At 68.3% G+C, this 20954-nt stretch carries 13 protein-coding genes and 5 tRNA genes; 2 read left to right on the top strand and 16 right to left on the bottom strand.

Annotated elements, in window-relative coordinates:
• Positions 1 to 303 precede the first annotated feature (303 nt).
• Positions 304 to 1191 (bottom strand): DnaJ C-terminal domain-containing protein, encoded by an 888-nt coding sequence (locus V8246_RS14350; protein WP_312771277.1) that lies wholly within the window; start codon positions 1189 to 1191, stop codon positions 304 to 306.
• A 133-nt stretch (positions 1192 to 1324) separates the two neighbouring features.
• Positions 1325 to 1768 (bottom strand): Hsp20/alpha crystallin family protein, encoded by a 444-nt coding sequence (locus tag V8246_RS14345; RefSeq protein WP_185896423.1) that lies wholly within the window; start codon positions 1766 to 1768, stop codon positions 1325 to 1327.
• 148 nt (positions 1769 to 1916) lie between these two features.
• On the opposite strand from V8246_RS14345, the gene V8246_RS14340 reads away from it, so the two are divergent.
• Entirely contained in the window at positions 1917 to 2396 is a 480-nt protein-coding gene (locus V8246_RS14340) for a peroxiredoxin (RefSeq protein ID WP_162109136.1), read from the top strand.
• Positions 2397 to 2518: 122 nt separating this feature from the next.
• Here V8246_RS14340 and pbpC read toward each other — a convergent pair whose 3' ends face one another.
• From pbpC to V8246_RS14315, 5 genes are all read right to left on the bottom strand, one after another.
• Complete coding sequence (pbpC, locus tag V8246_RS14335) at positions 2519 to 4891, bottom strand: penicillin-binding protein 1C (protein WP_336189794.1); 2373 nt, start codon at positions 4889 to 4891, stop codon at positions 2519 to 2521.
• Between the two features lie 231 nt (positions 4892 to 5122).
• A complete protein-coding gene (locus V8246_RS14330) occupies positions 5123 to 10021 on the bottom strand; it encodes an alpha-2-macroglobulin (RefSeq protein WP_336189793.1) in 4899 nt (1632 codons plus the stop codon).
• A gap of 138 nt (positions 10022 to 10159) precedes the next feature.
• Complete coding sequence (gyrA, locus tag V8246_RS14325) at positions 10160 to 12850, bottom strand: DNA gyrase subunit A (RefSeq protein WP_336189792.1); 2691 nt, start codon at positions 12848 to 12850, stop codon at positions 10160 to 10162.
• Between the two features lie 284 nt (positions 12851 to 13134).
• Positions 13135 to 13209, bottom strand: a tRNA-Val gene (locus V8246_RS14320).
• Positions 13210 to 13270: 61 nt separating this feature from the next.
• Positions 13271 to 14893 (bottom strand): FMN-binding glutamate synthase family protein, encoded by a 1623-nt coding sequence (locus tag V8246_RS14315; protein WP_336189791.1) that lies wholly within the window; start codon positions 14891 to 14893, stop codon positions 13271 to 13273.
• Between the two features lie 155 nt (positions 14894 to 15048).
• On the opposite strand from V8246_RS14315, the gene V8246_RS14310 reads away from it, so the two are divergent.
• The gene (locus V8246_RS14310; protein ID WP_162109167.1) at positions 15049 to 15195 is read left to right on the top strand and encodes a hypothetical protein; all 147 of its coding nucleotides are present in this window, start codon (positions 15049 to 15051) and stop codon (positions 15193 to 15195) included.
• Between the two features lie 14 nt (positions 15196 to 15209).
• Here V8246_RS14310 and V8246_RS14305 read toward each other — a convergent pair.
• The 9 genes from V8246_RS14305 to kdsB form a co-directional block, all read right to left on the bottom strand.
• Positions 15210 to 15296 (bottom strand) — tRNA-Leu (locus tag V8246_RS14305).
• Positions 15297 to 15409: 113 nt separating this feature from the next.
• Positions 15410 to 15485 (bottom strand) — tRNA-Gly (locus V8246_RS14300).
• A gap of 30 nt (positions 15486 to 15515) precedes the next feature.
• Positions 15516 to 15589 (bottom strand) — tRNA-Cys (locus V8246_RS14295).
• A 105-nt stretch (positions 15590 to 15694) separates the two neighbouring features.
• A tRNA-Gly gene (locus V8246_RS14290) sits at positions 15695 to 15770 on the bottom strand.
• Entirely contained in the window at positions 15761 to 16408 is a 648-nt protein-coding gene (gene pgsA, locus V8246_RS14285; RefSeq protein WP_336189790.1) for a CDP-diacylglycerol--glycerol-3-phosphate 3-phosphatidyltransferase, read from the bottom strand. The genes V8246_RS14290 and pgsA overlap by 10 nt, the downstream gene beginning before the upstream one ends.
• A 7-nt stretch (positions 16409 to 16415) precedes the next feature.
• On the bottom strand, positions 16416 to 18263 hold the full coding sequence (gene uvrC, locus V8246_RS14280; protein WP_336189789.1) for an excinuclease ABC subunit UvrC: 1848 nt from the start codon (positions 18261 to 18263) through the stop codon (positions 16416 to 16418).
• Positions 18260 to 19675: a hypothetical protein gene (locus V8246_RS14275; protein WP_336189788.1), complete on the bottom strand. Its 1416-nt coding sequence runs from the start codon at positions 19673 to 19675 to the stop codon at positions 18260 to 18262. Before V8246_RS14275 ends, uvrC begins: the two co-directional genes overlap by 4 nt.
• A 31-nt stretch (positions 19676 to 19706) precedes the next feature.
• Entirely contained in the window at positions 19707 to 20171 is a 465-nt protein-coding gene (locus V8246_RS14270) for a low molecular weight protein-tyrosine-phosphatase (protein WP_336189787.1), read from the bottom strand.
• Positions 20168 to 20929 carry a 3-deoxy-manno-octulosonate cytidylyltransferase gene (kdsB, locus tag V8246_RS14265; protein WP_336189786.1) on the bottom strand — a complete coding sequence of 254 codons (762 nt, stop codon included), beginning with the start codon at positions 20927 to 20929 and terminating at the stop codon, positions 20168 to 20170. Before kdsB ends, V8246_RS14270 begins: the two co-directional genes overlap by 4 nt.
• Between the last annotated feature and the right edge of the window lie 25 nt (positions 20930 to 20954).

Below are 20954 nucleotides of genomic sequence, written 5' to 3'. Positions count from 1 at the left end.
TTGCCGGTTGCCCACCACGCCACCTTCGGGTGGCGTGGTGCTTTCAGGGATCGGATTGCGCCAGCGCCGTCGCGGAGAAGCGGGTTTTCCACAGCGGATGTGGATGACGCGTGCACGAATCTGTGGATAACCGCGTGACCGCCTTGAACGGCGGGCCTGTCAAGACCCATGGCGAAATTTTCGCCATGCTCGCGGCGAACGTCGCGACCTGTAGGAGCGGGCCATGTCCGCGATGCCTTTGAAGGGGATGCCTGAAAAGCATCGCGGGCATGGCCCGCTCCTACACCCAGGTCATGCACTGCCTTACACGTGCCCGAACGCTTTGCCCAGCGCGGCGTAGGCCTTGCGCTGCTCCTCGGTTTCGGCGCGCGGCGCCATGACTTCCAGCTCGACGATCTGGTCCCCGGGCGGCGTGCCGGGCAGGCCGCGTCCGCGCAGGCGGAGCTTGCGGCCGGTATCCGAGTCCGGCGGGATCTTCAGGTCCACCGCACCGCCCAGCGTGGGCACGCTGAGCGTGGCACCCAGGGCCGCCTGCCAGGGCGTCAGCGACAGTACGTGGATGATGTTGCGGCCATCCACTTCGAACTGCGGATGCGGCGCGTACTCCACCTCCAGCAGCAGGTTGCCGCCCTGGCTGCCCTGCCCGGCCAGACGGATCACCTGCCCGGGTTTGACGCCGGTCGGCACCCGCACGTCGAGCTGGCGCCCGTTGACGTTGACGCGCACGCTGCCGCCGTCGTGCACCGCCTGCAGCGGTACCGCCAGCTTGGCGCGCGAGTCGCGCGGGCCCTGCGGTCCCCGTTGCCCGGGCGCCTCCGCCCTGCCGCGCCGGCCGAACAGGCCCTCGAAGAAGTCGCTGAATCCGCCGCCACCGCCACCCGCTCCCCCGAAGATCTCCTCAAAATCGAACTCCTGCGCGCCGGGGCCGCCGCGCCCGAAATCGGGCGGTGGGCGGAACTCTTCGCCAGGCCGGTAACCGCGGGCGCGCAGCTGATCGTAGGCGGCGCGCTTCTGCGGGTCGCGCAGGGCCTCGTAGGCCTCGTTGACCGCCTTGAACTGCTCTTCGGCGCCGGGCTCCTTGCTGACATCCGGGTGGTACTTGCGGGCCAGGCGACGGTAGGCCGTCTTGATCTCGGCATCGCCCGCGGAAGGCTCCACGCCCAGCACCGCGTAATAGTCTTTGAACTGCATGGGATCTCCGCACGATCACGCGGACACCCTGCAGGCAGGGCGTCCGGAAAGAAAAGGCCCGCGACGCGGGCGCCACGGGCCGATTCTATCGCTCCGCCCGCCAGCCCGCCGTGTCGGCGACGGGCCGCGGCAGTCACTGCACCTGGATGCGGCGCGGCGTCGTCTCGGGCTTCTTGGGGATGTCGATCTGCAGCACGCCGTGCCTGCCGGTGGCGGTGATGCCGTCGGGATTGGCGCTGTCGGGCAGCGAGAAGCGGCGGTAGAAGGTGCCATAGACGCGCTCGACGCGGGAGAAGCGGGTTCCCTCGTCCTTCTTCTCCGCCGCACGTTCGCCGCGCAGGGTCAGGATGCCCTTGTCCATGTGGATCTCGATGTCCTTCGGGTCCACGCCCGGAATGTCGGCCAGGATCACGAAACGGTCGTTGTCCTCGCGGATGTCCACGCGCGGCGCCCATTGGCTGGTCACCACGTTGGACTGGTCGGCGTCGGCCTCGCCCAGGAAACGGTCGAAGACCTGCTTGATCTCGTCCTGCAGGCCACGGGCGTTACCCCACGGGTTGTACTGCACGATGCTCATGTCGGTATCTCCTCTTGGAAATGGCGCCGGGCGTACCGTCGCCGATGAGCGGAACATAGGCTCGCCCGCACGTCTTTCAAGATCGTCACGGGCCGGCCACGGAGACGCGCTACACTGCATTCAGTTTCCGTCCACACAAGGCACCCCCATGAGCATCCAGGTTGGCGAACGCATTCCCGAGGTGACCCTCAAGCGCATCCGCGAGGGGGTCGAGACGGTGGACACCACCACGCTGTTCGATGGCCGCAAGGCGGTGCTGTTCGCCGTCCCCGGTGCCTTCACCCCCACCTGCTCGGAAAAGCACCTGCCCAGTTACGTGCAGCACTTCGACGACTTCCGCAGCCGCGGCATCGAGGTGTTCTGCGTGTCGGTCAACGATCCGTTCGTCATGCAGGCCTGGGGCAAGACCCAGCACGTTCCGGATGGCCTGCAGATGCTGGCCGACGGCAACGCCGACCTGGCCAAGGCCCTCGGTCTGGAAATGGATGCCAGCGCCTACGGCATGGGCATCCGCGCCAAGCGCTTCGCGCTGTACGTGGAGGACGGCGTGGTGAAGAACGTGTTCGTCGAGGCGCCGGGCGAGTACAAGGTCTCCGGCGCGGAGCACGTGCTGGAACAGATCGGCTGAGTCAACGCGCCTGTCACTGCGTGTCCTGCAGGAGCGCCCTCGGGCGCCATGCCTTTCGCCAATGCGATGGAAAAGCATCGCGGGCATGGCCCGCGCCTACAAGATTGCCTGCGTTCTGCGGACTACCGCAGCACCTTGAACCGCACCCGCGTCCATGCGCCGCTGTCGGCCAGTGCGGTCAGCTGGTGCTCCCCCATCTCGGTGAAATCCCGCTGGAACGCCTGCGCGCCCCGCGTCTCCGCGATCCAGCGACCGTCCAGCAGCCATTGAACGCGCGTGTCGGTGCCCAGTGCGCGCAACTGCAGGCGCACACCGTGTTCGCTGCCCGGCGCTCGGGCCAGCGTGGCGAGATCGTTGAGCCCCTCGATACGCAGTTCCTCGGCCGCATCGCGCCCATCGGGCTGGCAGTCCGGCGACAAGGGCGGTAGCCGCGACGCCGCCCGCTCATGCGCGGGCAGCCATGGCGACGCCAATGCCGGCCAGCGCGCGATCTCCGTACTGCGCGCGTCATGCGGGCGTGCGCACTCGCCGGAGAGCCGCAGGCCAGTCCGCTCATCCACTTCGAATCGCTCACGGCCCGCGTTCCACAGGCGCGCATCGCGTTCTGCGAGGGTAGGCGGCACATTGCCACCCAGTGTCCACGCATCGCGCCTGCGCTGGCAGAGTTGCGGCGCTTCCGCCTCCACCTGCGTGCCCAGCGGCCAGCAGATGGCGTGCTCTGCCACCTCGGCGGGAGGAGGGGTCGGACCCGCGTCGCCCGGCCCGCGCGGCAGGCTGTCGATCACTTCGAACATCAACGGCAGCGCCGTCACCGCGCCGTACTGCCCCGGCAGGGGCGTACCGTCGGGCCTGCCCACCCACACGCCTACCGTGTAGCGCCGCGTCGCGCCCAGAGCCCAGGCATCGCGGAAGCCGTAGCTGGTACCGGTCTTCCACGCCACACGGGGCCGGCTGCCGGTGTCCAGCACGCCACCGCCGTAACCCGGGCGCGGGTGCGCCTCCAGTATTTCGCGGATGATCCACGCAGCGCCGGGCGACAGCAGGCGCCGATCGGACGAAGGATCCTGCGCCGTGTAGCGGACGCGGCCCGACAGGCCACCTCGATTGAGCGCCGCATACGCGCCCACCAGATCCTCCAGCCGCGCACCGGTACCGCCGAGGATAAGCGACAGGTTGGGCTGCGCGCCGCGCGGATAGCGTAGCGCCAGGCCGTTGTTCGCCAGTCGCGCGGAGAACCGCGCCGGACCCACGCGATCCAGCAGGTCCACCGCCGGCACGTTGAGCGACAGCCGCAGCGCGTCGGCCGCGCTGACCGGGCCATTGAAGGCGGCGTCGAAGTTCCCCGGTCGGTAGCCGCCGAACGACTGCGGCGCATCGACCAGGAGGCTTTCGGAATGGATCAGCCCATCGTCCAGCGCCAGCCCGTACAGGAACGGCTTCAGCGTCGAGCCGGGCGAACGCCACGCCTGCACCATGTCCACATGCCCCAGCCGTTCGCGATCGGCGAACGCCACCGAGCCGACGTACGCACGCGCCTCCATCGTGGCGTTGTCCACCACCAGCAGGGCCGCGGACGTGCGTGCGGGCAAGCTGGAGAAATAGCCCTCCACGCGTTCCTCCAGCGTGCGCTGCAGGCCCGCGTCGAGGGTGGACGTGATGCGGGGCGCGCGCGGCTGCTGGCGGCGCAGGCGTTCAGCCAGTAGCGCGGCGCTCAGGGGCGCCTGCAGGCGGCGGGCGACGACAGGCTCGATACGGGCGTCGTCGACCTGCGTCTTCGACCAGCTGCCAAGGTCGGCCATGCGCTGCAGCACCTTGTCGCGCGCGTTGCGTGCCGCGTCGGGGTGGCGGTCGGGCCGCAGCCGGCTGGGTGACTGCGGCAGGACTGCCAGCAGGGCGGCCTCGGCGTGGGAAAGGCGCGATGCAGGTTTGCCCAGGTAGGCCCAGCTGGCCGCCTCCACGCCTTCGATGGTGCCACCGAACGGGGCACGCTCAAGATAGAGCGTCAGGATCTCGCGCTTGGACAGATGCACTTCCAGCTGCATCGCGCGCAGCATCTGCTTGACCTTGCCCCAGGGCGTGCGCGAATGCCGGTCCAGCATGCGCGCCACCTGCATGGTCAGCGTCGAACCGCCCGACACCACCCGTCCATGGCGGACGAACTGGCCGGCCGCGCGCATCAGCGCCCAGGGGTTGATGCCGGGGTGCTTCCAGAACCAGCGGTCTTCGTAGTTCAGCAGCGCCTGCAGGTAGAGCGGCGACACCGTGTCCGGCGACGCGGGATAGCGCCAAACACCATCACGGTCGGCGAAGGCCCGCAGCGGCGTGCCGTCGCGCGCGACGACCAGCGTGCTGGTGTCGCGTGTCTTGGGGAGTGGTGGCGGGAATACAAGGTCCAGCACCAGCAGGCTGACAAGTATGGCCACCGTCGACCATCGCAGCCAGGAAGGCCAACGTCGCGGCTGCGGCTCGTCATCCCAGCGCACGCTGGAACCCATCTTGTCTTTTCTCCGATACACCATCACGGCCTAAATCACCGAGGATCAACATGGATCCCGGCCTTCGCCGGGATGACGATGGTGGCCGAAAAACCTTTCGCCCTTCCGCGCCCGTCATTCCAGCGCATGCACGAATCCTGTTTGATCCTGCCCCACCCCCTCATGGCAGACGGTACAGAAGGTCAAGATGGATCCCGGCGTTCGCCGGGATGACGATAAGGAATATGGGCGTTATGGCTGTACCACCGTGATCGTCGCCGGCGAGGCCCTGCCGACGCCGCGGATGTCCGGCCGGTACATGTCCTCCACCAGCGACGGCGGCACGGTGTAGGTACCGGGCGTCACCGCGCGCACCAGGTAGAACACTTTGGCGGTGTCCCCACGATCCAGTTTCAGCGCCGCCACGTAGCGGTCGTCGCGGAACTCCTCATGCTTGACGTCCGCGGCGCTGCCACGGTCGCTGATGGCGATGCCGTCCACCACGACTTCCGCCCATTGCTTGGCGTCGCCCAGGTTGAAGTTTTCGATCTCCAGCCCCGCCGGCAACAGGTCCGTGAACAGCGCATCCGGCATCGCGACGTTGGCGGTGATGCCGACGCGGACGATCAGCGCCTCGCCTTCCTTCAGCGTGCCGCCTTTCCACTCCTTGCCATCCGTCGTGTAGTAGCGACGCTCGATGCCGATCTGCCGGTTGTCCGGCGCCGGTGCGCTGCGCGGGATGCCGGCCACGTCCAGCGAGGCGTACAGGGGCGGCGAACCCTCCGGCACGAAGCGCAGGCCGCGGGCCAGCGCGGCGTGGTCGACGCTGCGGCCGAACAGGCGGACCGGCGCGACGGTTTCCGTATCCCCACCGATGCTCCACTGGCCGGACACCAGCTTCTTCTGGTCGACCATCAGCGCCTTGCCCAGACGCGCCAGCGCCACCTGCTCCTGCGTGCTCAGCCACAGCCAGCCACTGTTGCGGCGCGCATCCAGCTCGCGGCCCAGCGAGATCGCACGACGGTCGTATTCCGGCTTGGCCAGCTTGCGCTCGTGCACCAGCGCGATCATCAGGGCATCGTCGCGCAGCTTCGTGCCGTAATCGCCAAGGTACTCGGGACGGTCGCCGGTCCTGGCGAAGCCTTCGGCGATCGCCTTGGCGCCCCGCGTCTTGTCGCCCTGCAGCGTCAGCGCGATGCCCAGGTGCACCAGGGGCAGGCCGGTCAAGCTCTTGCCGCGCTCGTTGTCGTACAACGCACGCAGCGTACCCAGCGGCGCCCGGTTCACGCGTGCCAGCACGTAGCCTGCGTAGGCCTGGTTGGCGAACTTGAGGTGGTCGCGTCGGTCGTAACCGTAGAACTGCGCGCCACCGGCCAGCAAATCCTCGTTGAGGCGCGTGAGTGCCTTCTGCAGCACCGCGTCCGGCACGGCGAAGCCGCCTTCGCGCGCGTCCAGCAGGAACTCGGCAATGTACGGCGTCAGGCCCGGGTTGACGTAGTCGTCGTCGCCCCACATCGAGAAGTGACCGTTGGCGACCTGCATGGACGCCAGCCGTCCGAACGCACCCTCCATGCGCTCGCGACGCTTCTTCGCCTCCAGTCCGTCGATGCCCAGCATCTTCGCCGTGGCGTCATCCAGTTCCAGCGCCGCATAGCCCTTGCTGGTCGTCTGTTCCGCGCAGCCGTACGGGTATTCCAGCGCACCCTTCAGGGCACTGGCGAACGGGATCGGCGGCAGCGCGCTGACCGTCATGCGCGCGGTTACCGACCCCGGCATCAACCCATCGGCGAAGCCCGCGCCCATCTCCACAGGCGTCAAGCTGTCCAGCACCTGCGTGCGCGAGCGCAGCACCGCCGGCCAGCCCGCGCGTACCGGCACGTCGTAGCGGCGGTCGACCTTGAAGCCGTTGCCTTCCACGCGCACGCGCACCTTCGCCGTGGTGTAGCCCTCGTCCGCCGTGACCGGGAATGTCAGCGTGCGCTTGGCGTCCATCGCCAGGTCGGTGGTCCTGCTGCCTTCGCCGATGTCGAGTGGGCCCTCACCGTTCAACATTACGTTGAACACGCCGGCCTTGCCGGTGAAGTTCTGCACGTCCAGCGTCACCGTGCTCCTGTCGCCCGGCGCCAGCACGCGCGGCAGGCTGACCTCGGCCACGATGGGCGCGCGCACCACGGTCTCGCGATCGCGGTTGCCGTAACGCGTGTCCGAGTACACCAGCGCCGAGACGCGCAACGTGCCGTTGAAGTCCGGCACCTTCAGCGCGACGCGCGCATTGCCCTTGCCGTCCAGCTTCACCGGCCCGGAGAACAGGTCCACGGTCTGAACGCGCGAGGTCGGCCGCTTCGCCTGCGGCAAGGCCGACAATGCCATGTCGCCGCCGAAGCGGATCTTCGCGCTGCCGCCTTCGAAACTCTCGATCACGCGCCCGTAGATGTCGTAGGCGTCCACGCCGAGCCGGCGCTGGGCGAAGAACTGTGCGTTCGCGTCCGGGACCGGGAAGCGGGTGATGTTGAGGATACCCACGTCCACCGCGGACACGGTGACGTGCGCCAGCTTGCCGGCCAGCGCGGGCACGCTGACGGTGACCGGCAGGTTCTGCTCCGGTCGCATTTGCTTCGGTACCGACAGCCCGACGGCGACACGGCGGTCGCGACGATCCATCGGTACATGCACCACGCCGACGGCGCGTGCAGGCGTGATCTTGCTGGACGCCGAACCGCCACGGAATACCAGTGCGGTGACATAGACGTCGTGTCGCTCCCAATCCTTGGTCACCGGGATGGAGAACGTGCTGCCCGGCTTGGCATCGATCGCCTGCACGTACAGCATGCGGTCGCTCTCGACCATCAGCAGGCCCTTGCCCGCATGCGGCGGCGTGACGGTCACCTGCAACGTGTCGCCCGTCTTGTAGCCGGTCCTGTCCAGCGCCAGCTTGACCTTGTCGGGGCGCGCATCCAGCCCGCGGTTCTGGTCGTCCCAGCTCCAGCCGGCGCGGAACGGGTAGCGCGTGGTCAGGCCGGTGGCCGGGTCGAACACGTCCAGCCGGTACTCGCCCCACTCCACCGGAAAGTCGATCTTCGATGCACCCGAACCCACGTCCAGGGTGCGCGTATCCTTGTTCTCGAAACGGCGGGTGAAGTCGTAATCCCAGCCACCGTCCTCGTCGTAGTTCCAGTGGTAGTCGCGCAGCTCGCGCACCAGCGTGGCCTTCAGCCCCTTGCCCGGCTGCGGTTTGCCGCCCGCATCGACGCGCACCACTTCGAAGCCGGCGTTGGCGTTGGCATCGGCGCCGTCCTTGTCGTCGAACAGCGGGCGGATGCCGACCAGCGCATTGGCCGGCCACAGCACGCGCTTGAGCGTGCGGTTCACCGTGCGGCCGCCGGTCTCGTAGACGCTGCCGGACACGATGGCGGCGATGGGACTGCGCGGTTTGGCCTCGGCGGGCAGCGCGATGTCTTCCTGCAGCACGCCGTTCTCGGGCAGCGTGGTGTCGATGATGTCCTTCGCATCCTTCGGCAGCTCCATCGTCGGGTCGCCGAAGAAGTAGCCGGGCAACTGGTCCAGCGGATGCTGCTCGATCGCGACGGCGAGTTTGGCGGTGAAGCGGTTGCCGCTGGCGGGCGCGCCGTACAGGTAGGCTGCGGTGGCCTTGAGCTTCAGCGCCTCGCCCGGTTTCAGCACGGCTTGCGCCGCGTCCAGGTCCAGCTTCATGCGCTCGGGCAGGAACTCCTCGATGCGCAACGTCATGCCCTGCACCGCTTCCTTGCTGGCCGGGTCCGTGCGGAACTCCACCTGCCAGCGCCCGGTCGGCGCTTCCGTCGGGATCGCCTGCTCGAAGCTGAAATAGCCCTGCGCGCCGGGCTGCAGGCGCGTCTCGCGGAACACTTTTCCATCAGGCTGCTTCAGGCGCAGGAACACCGGCTGGCCGCCGCCCTGCTTCGGCGCCGGTACCGGCCTGCCGTCGTTGTCGCGCAGCAGCGCGGAGATGCGCACCGTTTCGCCGGGGCGGTACAGGTCGCGCCCGGACCATGCGAACACGTCGAACCACGCCTGCTCGCGACCGGCCACGGCGAACTCGGACAGGTCGAGCGCCGGCTGGTTGAACGGCAGCATGGACACATCCTTGCCGCGCGTGGCGACCAGCACATGACCGGCATCCAGGGTGTAGTTCAGCAACGCGTTGCCATTGCCGTCGGTCTTGCCGGCCAGGACGGCTTCGCCCCGTGCATCCAGCACTTTCAGTTCCACGCTGCCGGTGGCCGAGCCGTCCTGCAGCGACGCGGTGTGGACGAACAGCTTGTCCTTGTAGGCGCGCGTGTGCAGGCCGATGTCGCTGACGGTGAAGAAGGCGGTCTCGAACTCGCCGGCGAACTTGCCGGTGCGCTTCATCACCGCGAAGTACAGACCCGGATCCTGCAGTTCGCGGATGTCCTGGATCGGCAGATAGGTCAGCACCCGCTCGTTGGGCTTGCCGCCCAGGACGAAGCGGTTGAGGTAGACGGGTTCGGCCAGCTTGCCCAGCGGCGTGCTGTCGCCGTACTCGCTATCCAGGTCCCAGCTGCCTCGGCGGCCGCCGCGCTGGTACTCGGCAAAGAACTTCGGCAGCTGCTTCTCGCTGACGCGCAGGAATTCCACGTCCACTTCCGGCACATTGATCGACACCACGGGCAGGCCCCGGCTTTCGCGCGCCGGCAGCACGCTGCCTTGCGAGGCGAAGCCCACGGCCGGATCGAGTTCGCCGGTGTGTACCTTGCGGGTGTCGTCCTTGCCCAGACGCGTGCCGTCGGCGGCGGACAGGCCGGCCTTCAGGGTGACTTCGTAGTCCTTTGCCGCCTCCACCGAGGGGAAGCGCAGCACCAGACCCTTGTCGTCCAGCACCCAGCTGCCCTTCACCACGGCACCGTTGGCGTCCTTCACCACCAGCAACGCATCGAAGTCCTGCGAGCTGACCAAGGGACGGCTGAATTCCAGTGCGATGGCGAGGTCGCCGTCATGCTGGTCGGGATAGGCGCCGACCAGGGCGAAACCTTCCACCTTGGCAGCCTGCGCCTTGATCGGCTCGCCGCTGGCTTCGGGCAACTGTCCGGACTCGTTGCGCTTGCAGCCGGCCAGTGCGGCCGCTGCGATCAGGCCAATGAAAAACGCGCGCATCCAGCGGGTGCGCGCGTTTCGGGTGTTGCGAGTTGCCGATCCCATGTGCCGTTCCCTGCCGTGGTCGTACCGGCAGTATAGAACGCAGGAATGACAGTGGCGGGGTCAACGCCCGCGCACTCTCATGCCATCTGTCGATCAGGCCTCCGGCGGCGTGTCGACCGCTTCCGGCGCAGCGGCACCCGCCGCCACCATGCCGTCGCCCGCCTCGTCCTCGTCCAGCGAGGCATCCAGGCGTTCGACCGCCTGCAGCGTTTCGCCCTCGGACAGGCGGATCAGGGTGACACCCTGGGTGTTGCGGCCGACCTGCGAGATCTCCGCGGCGCGGGTGCGCACCAGGGTGCCGCCGTCGGAGATCAGCAGCACCTCGTGGTGGTCGGACAGCTGGATGGCGCCGATCAGGCGGCCGTTGCGTTCGGTGGTCTTCAGCGCGATCACGCCGCGCGTACCACGCCCCTTGCGTGGGTAGTCCGCCACCGGTGTGCGCTTGCCATAGCCACGCTCACTGGCGGTCAGGATGTCGCCGTCACCATCCACCACGACCAGGCTGACGACCTCGGAGCCCGCCTCGGGGATCGAGGGCACGCCGTCGGCATCGCCGGCCTCGCCGTCGTCCTGGTCTCCCTCGGCATCCGCATCCGCGCCTGCCACCAGGCGCATGCCACGCACGCCGGTGGCGGTGCGGCCCATCGCGCGGACCAGCGACTCGGAGAAGCGCACCGCGCGGCCGTTGGACGCGAACAGCATCACGTCGCGCTCGCCATCGGTCAGGGCGACGCCGACCAGCGCATCGCCTTCGTCCAGGTTGATCGCGATCTTGCCGCGCGCCAGCTTGAAGGCGAACTCGGTGAGCGGGGTCTTCTTGACCGTACCGTGCTTCGTCGCGAAGAAGACGAACTTGCCTTCCTCGTAGTCGCGCACCGGCACCACGGCCTGGACCTTCTCGCCGGGTTCCAGAGGAATCCAGTTGATGATCGGGCGACCACGCGCGTTGGAGCCTGCTTCCGGCAACTGGTACACCGGCAGCCAGAACACCTTGCCGCTGCTGGTGAAGGTGAGCAGCGTGTCGTGGGTGTTGACCAGCCAAAGCTGATCGATGAAATCCTCTTCCTTCGTCGCCGCCGCGCTGCGGCCACGGCCACCGCGCTTCTGCGCGCGATAGGCGCTGGCGGGCTGGCGCTTGGCGTAGCCAGCGTGCGACAGCGTCACCACCATGTCTTCCGGCGCGATCAGGTCGAGGATGTCGAGGTCTTCCTCGCTGTGCCGGATCTCGCTGCGGCGTTCGTCGCCGAACTCGGCCTTGACGTTCAGCAGCTCGTCGCGGATGACCTGCAGCAGCACGTCCGGATTCTCGAGAATGCGGATCAGGCCGGCGATGGTCTCCAGCAGCTGGCGGTATTCCTCGGTCAGCTTTTCCTGCTCCAGGCCGGTCAGGCGATGCAGGCGCATTTCCAGGATCTGCGTGGCCTGCGCCTCGCTGAGCTGGTAGCGGCCATCGACGAACCCGATGGCGGCCGGCAGGTCTTCCGGACGCGAGGCCTCGGCACCGGCGGCCGCCAGCAGCGCGCCCACCAAGCCCGGCTCCCAGGTCTTGGCCAGCATGCGCTCGCGCGCTTCCTGCGGGTTGGCCGACGTCTTGATCAGCTCGATCATCTCGTCGATGTTGGCCAGCGCGACCGTCAGGCCTTCCAGGATGTGGGCGCGGCTGCGCGCCTTGCGCAGTTCGAAGATGGTCCGGCGGGTCACCACTTCGCGACGATGACGGACGAAGGCTTCGAGCATCTGCTTCAGGTTGAGCAGCTGCGGACGGCCGTCGACCAGGGCCACCATGTTGATGCCGAACACCGACTCCATCGGCGTCTGCAGGTACAGGTTGTTGAGGACGACCTCGGCCGACTCGCCGCGCTTGACCTCGATGTAGATGCGCATCCCGTCCTTGTCGGACTCGTCGCGCAGCTCGCTGATGCCCTCGAGCTTCTTTTCCTTCACCAGTTCGGCGATCTTCTCGATCAGCCGCGCCTTGTTCACCTGGTACGGGATCTCGGTGACGATGATCGACTCGCGGCCGTTGTCGTCGTTGACCTCGATGTCGGCCTTGGCGCGCATGCGCACGCGGCCGCGGCCGGTGCGGTAGCCGGCGATGATGCCGGCGGTGCCGTTGATGATGCCGCCGGTGGGGAAATCCGGGCCAGGGATGTACTGCATCAACCCGTCGACGTCGAGTTCGGGGTTGTCGATCAGCGCGATCAGGCCGTTGACCACTTCCGACAAGTTGTGCGGCGGGATGTTGGTGGCCATGCCCACCGCGATGCCGGCCGAACCGTTGACCAGCAGGTTCGGGAAGCGCGTCGGCAGGACCGTCGGTTCCTGTTCCTTTTCGTCGTAGTTGGGCTGGAAATCGACGGTTTCCTTGTCGATGTCGGCCAGCAGCTCGTGGGTGAGCTTGGCCATGCGCGCTTCGGTGTAACGCATCGCGGCGGCGGAGTCGCCGTCGACCGAACCGAAGTTGCCCTGGCCATCGACCAGCATGTAGCGCAGCGAGAACGGCTGCGCCATGCGCACCAGCGTGTCGTACACCGACTGGTCGCCGTGCGGGTGGTACTTACCGATCACGTCGCCGACGATGCGGGCGGACTTCACGTGCGGCTTGTTGGCGTGGTTGCCCAGTTCGTTCATCGCGAACAGGACGCGCCGGTGGACGGGCTTCAGGCCATCGCGGACATCCGGGAGCGCGCGCCCCACGATCACGCTCATGGCGTAATCCAGGTAGCTGCGGCGCATCTCGTCTTCGAGGTTGACGGGGATGATTTCCTTGGCGGTATCGGCCATTCGGGTTCCGTGCTTCTTTGGTTGTCTCGGGCCTGAATCCGGGCCCAAACGGGCCTAGCCAGCGTGGGCCGGCGGGGCAGCGACAGGCGGGGATTCCGGCGGGTTCTGCAACCTGCCGAGTGTATCACAACGGACGTGCCCGACCGGCTTTTTCAGTCGCGGAAACAAGCACTTATGGCGCCGTGGAACGCGTGTTCGCGCGGGACTGCGCCGCCGCAGGCAGGCCCCGGCGGCGGACGCCAGACACGACAAAGCCCGGCCGAGGCCGGGCTTTTCGCTGGAACTGGTGGGCGGTACAAGTTTCGAACTTGTGACCCCTGCCGTGTGAAAGCAGTGCTCTACCGCTGAGCTAACCGCCCGAATTCGTCGGGGCGCGCATGATAAACGGGGACCGGGGATGCGGTCAACGCACCCTCGGGCTCAGCGGTCCTTGGTATCGCACAGGGCGCTGACCCGACGCGGCGGCGCGAACGCGTCGCTGCGGGCCTCGGCCCAGAAGTCGCGGAACACCGCGTGCGAGGGCACCCGGTCCAGCAGTTCGCCCGGCTCGAGGAACCGGTAGAGGGAAGCCAGTGATCGCACCTCGATGGGCGACACGCGGCGCAGGATGTGTTCCGGCCCCAGTTGCCGGGGATGTTCCAGACCCGCCGCACACAGCATGTCGCGCAGCGCCTTCAGGGTGTTGTCGTGGAACTGCTGCACGCGCACCGACTTGTCCGCCACGTCCAGATGCTTCCAGCGTGCCGGATCCTGGGTGGCGACCCCGGTGGGGCATCGGTCGTTGTGACAGCTCTGCGACTGGATGCAGCCCAGCGCGAACATGAAGCCGCGCCCGGCATTGCACCAGTCCGCCCCCATCGCCAGGGTGCGGGCGATGTCGAAGGCGCTGATGATCTTGCCGGCCGCCCCCACGCGCACGCGGTCACGCAGGTTCAGCCCGACCAGGGTGTTGTGGACCAGCAACAGCGCCTCGTGCATCGGCACGCCCACATGATCGATGAATTCGGCGGGCGCAGCGCCGGTGCCGCCTTCCGCACCGTCGACCACGATGAAATCCGGCAGCAGGCCGGTTTCGTGCATGGCCTTGGCGATGCCGAACCACTCCCATGGATGACCGATGGCCAGCTTGAAGCCGGTCGGCTTGCCGCCGGAGAGTTCGCGCAGGCGCGCGATGAACTGCAGCAGCCCGACCGGCGTGGAGAACGCCGAGTGCTTAGCCGGCGACACGCAGTCGTGCCCCATGGGTACGCCGCGGGTGGCCGCGATCTCGGCGCTGACCTTCGCCGCCGGCAGCACGCCGCCGTGGCCGGGCTTGGCCCCCTGGGACAGCTTCAGCTCGATCATCTTCACCTGCGGCGAGCATGCATTGTCGACGAAGCGCTCCTCGCTGAAGCGGCCCTGGTCGTCCCGGCAGCCGAAGTAGCCGGAGCCGATCTCCCAGACCAGGTCTCCTCCCTTTTCGCGGTGATAGGGCGAAATCGAACCCTCGCCGGTGTCGTGGTAGAAGCCGCCGCGTCGCGCACCCTCGTTCAGCGCGCGCACCGCGTTCGCCGACAGCGCGCCGAAACTCATCGCCGAGATATTGAACACACTGGCCGAATACGGCTGCGCCGAGCCCGCACCGATGACCACGCGGAAATCGTGCGAATCCACGTGCGTCGGCGCCATCGAGTGGTTGATCCACTCGTAGTCCACGCCATACACGTCCTGCTGGCTGCCGAACGGCACCACGTCCATCACGCCCTTGGCGCGCTGGTACACCAGCGAACGCTGCTGGCGCGAGAACGGCACTTCTGCCGTATCGCCCTCGATGAAGTACTGGCGGATCTCCGGGCCGACCGACTCCAGCCCGTAGCGGAAGTGCGCCAGTACCGGGTAGTTGCGGCGCAGCGTGCTGCGGGTCTGCAGCAGGTCCCACGTCCCCAGCAGCGCCAGGGCGCCGAAGACCGCCACACCCCACCAGGCGACCGGCCAGGACACCGCCAGTACGAGCATCGTCGCCGCGAGCAGCAGCGTGGCGGCATAGGCGAGGTATCGCTGCATCGTCTGTCTCCCGTAGACCTTTCCCGATTCTATGCGATGCCCTGCGACCGCACGCCGCAGGCGCGGACGGTCTGGTGCCGGGGTTTGATCCTGATCAATGCCCCGCCTCGCCCGGGGTGCGAGGTTGGCGCCACCACAACCGGGGAGACACCGACATGCATCCTGTCCTGCGCGAAATCCTGATGGAACCGGTGGGCTGGCTGGCCATCGGCGGCAGCATCGTGATGGTGGGGATCGCCTTCGCGGTGGCGATGTTCGTGCGCAAGAAGGTGCGCGAGGAAGAGAAGCGGCCGCCGCGCTGAGCGCATCGGCGAACTGGTGCCCGGAGCCGGAATCGAACCGGCATGGCCTTGCGGCCGGCGGATTTTAAGTCCGATGCGTCTACCAGTTTCGCCATCCGGGCACGGGGATAGCCTGCCTCACTCGCACCGCATTGGAAAGCGGCACCCTTGCGGTCGCCGGAAACAGCGAAGCCCCGCATGCGGGGCTTCGACGTGCTTCCCGGGGAAGCGGATATGGAGCGGGAAACGAGACTCGAACTCGCGACCCCGACCTTGGCAAGGTCGTGCTCTACCAACTGAGCTATTCCCGCATGGAGGACGCGGTTGCGTCTTCCTGGTACTGGAGGCCTGGGTCGGAATTGAACCGGCGTACGCGGATTTGCAGTCCGCTGCATAACCACTCTGCCACCAGGCCGATGGCGACCGCGCCAGACTGGCGCAATCCAGGCGCTTTTTCAAGGCGCCTGCAAAACAAAACCCCGCATGCGGGGTTGTGTCGTTGCTTCTTGCGAAGCGAATCTGGAGCGGGAAACGAGACTCGAACTCGCGACCCCGACCTTGGCAAGGTCGTGCTCTACCAACTGAGCTATTCCCGCGTCGAGAGAGATGAAATTGTAGCGTGTTGTTCGGACCTGTCAACCGTCTTTTTTTCGCCTTCGCGCAGGATCGGCCATGCCGCGAGCAGGTACTGGATGCCGGACCACAAGGTCAGCAGGGCGGCGATCGCCAGCAGCCAGTCGCCGAGCAGGAAGACCCAGCGGCCCATCCAGATGTCTTCCAGCGCCTGCCGGCCGGGGGTGGAGGCATACAGCAGGCAGGACAGCGCCACCATCTGCACGATGGTCTTGATCTTGCCCAGCGCCGCCACCTTCACCGTGGCGCGCTGGCCCAGTTCGGCCATCCATTCGCGCAGCGCGGACACGGCGATCTCGCGCCCCACGATGACCGCGGCCCAGATGGCCATCCACATGGTCGGGGTGTCCTGCACGATCAGGAACAGCGAGACGGCCACCATCAGTTTGTCCGCGACCGGATCGAGGAACGCGCCGAACGCCGAATACAGGTGATAGCGGCGCGCGATCCAGCCATCCAGCCAGTCGGTGACCGCCGCCAGCACGAAGATGAAGGCCGCCGCGAAGTTGGTCCACGAATACGGCAGGTAGAACACCAGCACCAGCACCGGGATCAGCACGATCCTCAGCAGGGTGAGCCAGGTGGGAACGGTCAACGTCATCGCGGGCTTACTCGGCTCCTGCCTCGGGGGACGGCAGTCCGTGCAGGTTAGCGTAGATTCGCTCGGCGAGTGCGGCGTTCACGCCCTCCACCCGCGCGATCTCATCGGCACCGGCGGCCTTCAGGCCGGCCAGGCCGCCGAAATGCTTGAGCAGGCTGGCGCGCCGGCGTGGCCCGATGCCGGGAATGTCCTCCAGCTTGCTGGTCATGCGGGCCTTCTGCCGCTTGCCGCGGTGACCGGTGATGGCGAAACGGTGCGCCTCGTCGCGGACCTGCTGGATCAGCTGCAACGCGGGTGAGGCCGCGCCGGGCCGGAGCTCGCGCCCGTCGGGCAGCACCAGCGCCTCGTGGCCGGCACGCCGCTCCACCCCCTTGGCCACGCCGACCAGGGTCACGCCCGCCACGCCGAGGTCGGCCAGCGCGGCCTGCGCCTGCGCCAGCTGGCCCGCACCGCCGTCGATCAGCAGGACGTCGGGCAGTACGCCCCCCTCCTCCACCGCGCGCCGGAACCGGCGCTCGATGGCCTGGTGCATGGCGGCGAAGTCGTCGCCCGGCGTGATGCCGGTGATGTTGTAGCGACGGTACTGGGAGCGCACGGCACCGTTGGCATCGAACACCACGCACGAGGCGACCGTCGCCTCGCCCATCGTGTGGCTGATGTCGAAGCACTCGATGCGCTTGGCCACTTCGGACAGGCCCAACAGGTCCTTGAGCGCTTCGCTGCGCGCGGTCTGCGCGTTGCGGCTGGTCAGTTCGGTCGCCAAGGCGATCTCGGCGTTGCGTCGGGCCAGGTCCAGGTAGCCCGCGCGCTCGCTGCGCACGTTCCACTTGAGCTGGACCTTGCGTCCGGCCGACGCGGCCAGTGCGTGCTCGATCAGCTCCGCCTCCGGGATCTCCCGGTCCAGGACGATCTCCTGCGGCGCCGGCTGCTCGGCGTAATACTGCGACACGAAGGCGCCGAGCACCTCCGCGGCCGAGTCCTCGCCATTGGTCTTCGGGAAGAAGGTGCGCGTGCCCAGGTTGCGGCCGTCGCGGAACGCCAGCAGCAGCACGCAGGCCTGGCTGCCCTGCATGGCGCAGGCCAGCACGTCGAGATCGGCGGCGTGGCCGTCCACGTACTGGCGCGCCTGCAGCGTGCGGATCGACGCCACCAGGTCGCGCAGGCGCGCGGCCTGCTCGAATTCCAGCCTGACACTGGCCTGCTCCATGGCGGCGCCGAGTTCGCGGGTCAGTTCGTCGCTGCGGCCGTCGAGGAACAGCGTGGCCTGGCGGACCGATTCGGCATAGTCGGCCTCGGCCACCAGGCCCACGCACGGCCCGCTGCAGCGCCCGATCTGGTACTGCAGGCACGGCCGCGAGCGGTTGCGGAACACGCTGTCCTCGCAGTTGCGGATGCGGAACAGCTTCTGCATCAAGTTCAGCGTCTCGCGCACCGCGGTGACGCTGGGGTACGGGCCGAAGTAGCGCCCGGGCACGGCGCGCGCGCCGCGGTGGAACGCAATGCGCGGCCATTCCTCACGGGTGAGCAGCACGTAGGGATAGCTCTTGTCGTCGCGCAGCAGCACGTTGTAGCGCGGCGTCAGCGACTTGATCAGCTGATTTTCCAGCAGCAGCGCTTCGGCCTCGGTGCGGGTGACCGTCACGTCCATGCGCGCCACCTGGGACAGCATCGACTGGATGCGCGGCGACTTGGGCGAGTTGTTGAAGTAGCTGGTGACGCGCTTGCGCAGCGCGCCGGCCTTGCCCACGTACAGCAGCGTGTCGTCCGCCGCATACATGCGGTACACGCCGGGTGCCGTGCTCAGCGCGGCCGCGAAGGCCTTGCCGTCGAATTCCGCCTGGGGACTGCCGCTCATTCGTCGATGGGCACGTGGCTCAGTTCGCCGGTGGCGATATCGTAGCGCAGCACCGCATGGGCGTCGGTTTCGGCGATCCACACCGCGCCCGCGGCCACCGACAGGCCCGCGGGCCCGTGCAGCGCGCGCGGCAGCGCGACCGTCGCCAGTTCGCCGCCGCCCAACCGCAACGTGCGCAGGCTGCCGTTGCCGCTGTCGGCGATCCACATGACCGGCGTATCGGGCCCCAGCGCGATGGCCTGCGGATGCTGCAGGCGCGCGCGGTCGCGCGGGCCGTCGTCGGCGCCAAAGGTCCAGGCGCCCTGCCCTATCAGCGTCTGCACGACGTCCCCGCGCAACTGCACCGAACGGATCGCCGACCCCGCCGCATCGCACACGTACAGCGTCTGCAGCACGGCCGCCAGGCTGGCGGGCTGCGCGAAAGCGGCCATCGGCCCGCTGCCGTCGCGCACGTCCAGTTGCCCCGAGCCGGCACGGGCACGGATTTCGCGGGTGCCCAGGTCGTAGCTCCAGATGCGGTTGTCGCCCGCCATCGCCAGGAACACCTGGTTGTTGTTGACCACCAGCGCCTGCGGCTGGTTCAGCGCGACATCGCGCGGCGCCACCACCACGCCTTCGACGGGCTCGCCTGCGCGTCCGTTGCCGCACAGCGTGTCCACCGTGCTGGTCGGCAGGTTGATGCGGCGCAGAGCATGGTTGCCGGTGTCGGCGACGTACAGCGATTCGCGTACCAGCGCCAGTCCCTGGGGCCGACGGAATGCGGCGTGGTTGAGCTCGCCGTCCGCCAGGTCGGGCGTACCCATGCCGAACTGGCGGATCACCCGGCCCTGATGGTTGCATTCCAGCACGCGGTGATGGCCGGTGTCGGCCACGAACAGGCGGTCCGCCGTGGCCACCAGCCCCGTGGGGAAGCACAGGGGCATGCGCGGCTCCGGGTGGGCCTCGCGGAAGGCCCGCAGATCGTCGTCCGGCGGCGCATGCAAGCCGTCGCACAGGCGGGCGATCTGCCGCTCCAGGTCGGCGAGGCCTTCCGCCCCCACCGCACGATGGCGCACGTGGCCTTCGCCATCGATCAGCAATACGGTGGGCCAGGCGTCAACCCCGAAGCGCTGCCAGGCCACCCAGTCGGCATCGTGCGCCAGCGGCAGCACGTTGCCATGCCGCCGGAGCCGCTTCAGCGCGGCCTGCGGCTCGCGCTCGCTGTCGAAACGCGGGACGTGGATGGCCAGCGCCTGCAGGCGGCCCAGGTAACGCGCCTGCAGCACGGCCAGGTCGTTGAGCCGTTGCGCACACCAGGCGGAGGCGCCATTGACGAAGGCCAGGGCGACGATGCGCCCCCGCTGCTCGTGCAGCGTGGTCGCGGGCGCGTTCAGCCATTGCAGGCTGCGCGGCAGTTCAGGAGCCAGGGTCATGTCCGTCATCGTCCCTGATTATGCCCAAGTCTCAACCGGCAGCGAGCCGGGCCACGACCGCCTGTGCGGCCGAATCGACCAGTCGCCAGACCTGCTGGAAGTCTTCCGGCCCACCCGTATAAGGATCGGGCACCTCGCCTCCGGCCCGGATGCCGGCCCATTCCAGCAGCAGCGCGACGCGCTCGCGGCGTGCCGCGGGGGCCAAGCGCAGGACATCACGGACATTGGCGCGGTCGGCGCACAGGATCCAGTCGAATACCTCGAAGTCGGCGGGGTGCAGCTGGCGCGCCCGTTGCCCGGCGATGTCCACGCCATGACCTCGCGCGCAGGCGATGGCGCGCCGGTCCGGCGGTTCGCCGGCATGCCAGCCGCCGGTGCCGGCGGAATCCACCTGCACCCGGCCGGCCAGCGGGGACGCCGCCAGACGGGCCTGCAACGCGCCCTCGGCCATCGGCGACCGGCAGATGTTGCCCAGGCAGACGACCAGCAGCTTCACGCCTGCGCCTGCAGGATCGCTTCCGCACGCGCCAGGTCCTCCGGCGTGTCCACACCGGGCGGAAACGGCGCCGGGGTCAGCGACACCGCGATGCGATGCCCTGCTTCCAGCACCCGCAGCTGTTCGAGCGATTCCATCTGCTCCAGCCTGCCCGGCGGCATGGCCGCGAACCGGCGCAGGAAACCGGCGCGATAGGCGTAGATGCCGATGTGACGCAGCCACTGACCTTCGGGCAAGGCATCGCGGGACTGCGCGAAGGCGTCGCGATGCCAGGGGATGGGCGCGCGGCTGAAGTACAGCGCGTCGCCGTTCGCGGCGCGTACCAGCTTGACCGCATTCGGATCGAACAGCGTCGCCGCGTCCTCGACGGGCACCGCCAGCGTGGCCATGTCGGCGCCGCTGGACGCCAGCGTGTCGGCCACGGCGCGGATACCCGCCGGCGGCGCGAAGGGCTCATCGCCCTGCAGGTTCACCACCACGGTGTCGTCGGCCCACCCGGCGATGTCGGCGCATTCGGCCAGCCGGTCGCTGCCGGAGGCATGCCGTTCGGACGTCATCGCCACGCGCACCCCGGTTTCCCGCAGGGCGTCGCGGATGCGCGTGTCGTCGGTGGCCACCCACACCTCGCGCGCGCCGGCTGCCAGCGCACGCCGGGCCACGTGCACGACCAGCGGGGTGCCGCCGAGCAGGCGCAGCGGTTTGCCGGGCAGGCGCGAGGCGGCATGCCGGGCGGGAATGGCGACGATGAAATCGGTCATCGGGAAGCACTCACGGAAAGAAGGG

The sequence above is a fragment of the Pseudoxanthomonas sp. F11 genome, from assembly GCF_037046485.1.
In the GTDB taxonomy this organism is placed as follows: Bacteria; Pseudomonadota; Gammaproteobacteria; order Xanthomonadales; family Xanthomonadaceae; genus Pseudoxanthomonas_A.
Note: the sequence above shows the minus strand (reverse complement) of the source record. Positions and strands in the feature narration are given on the sequence as shown.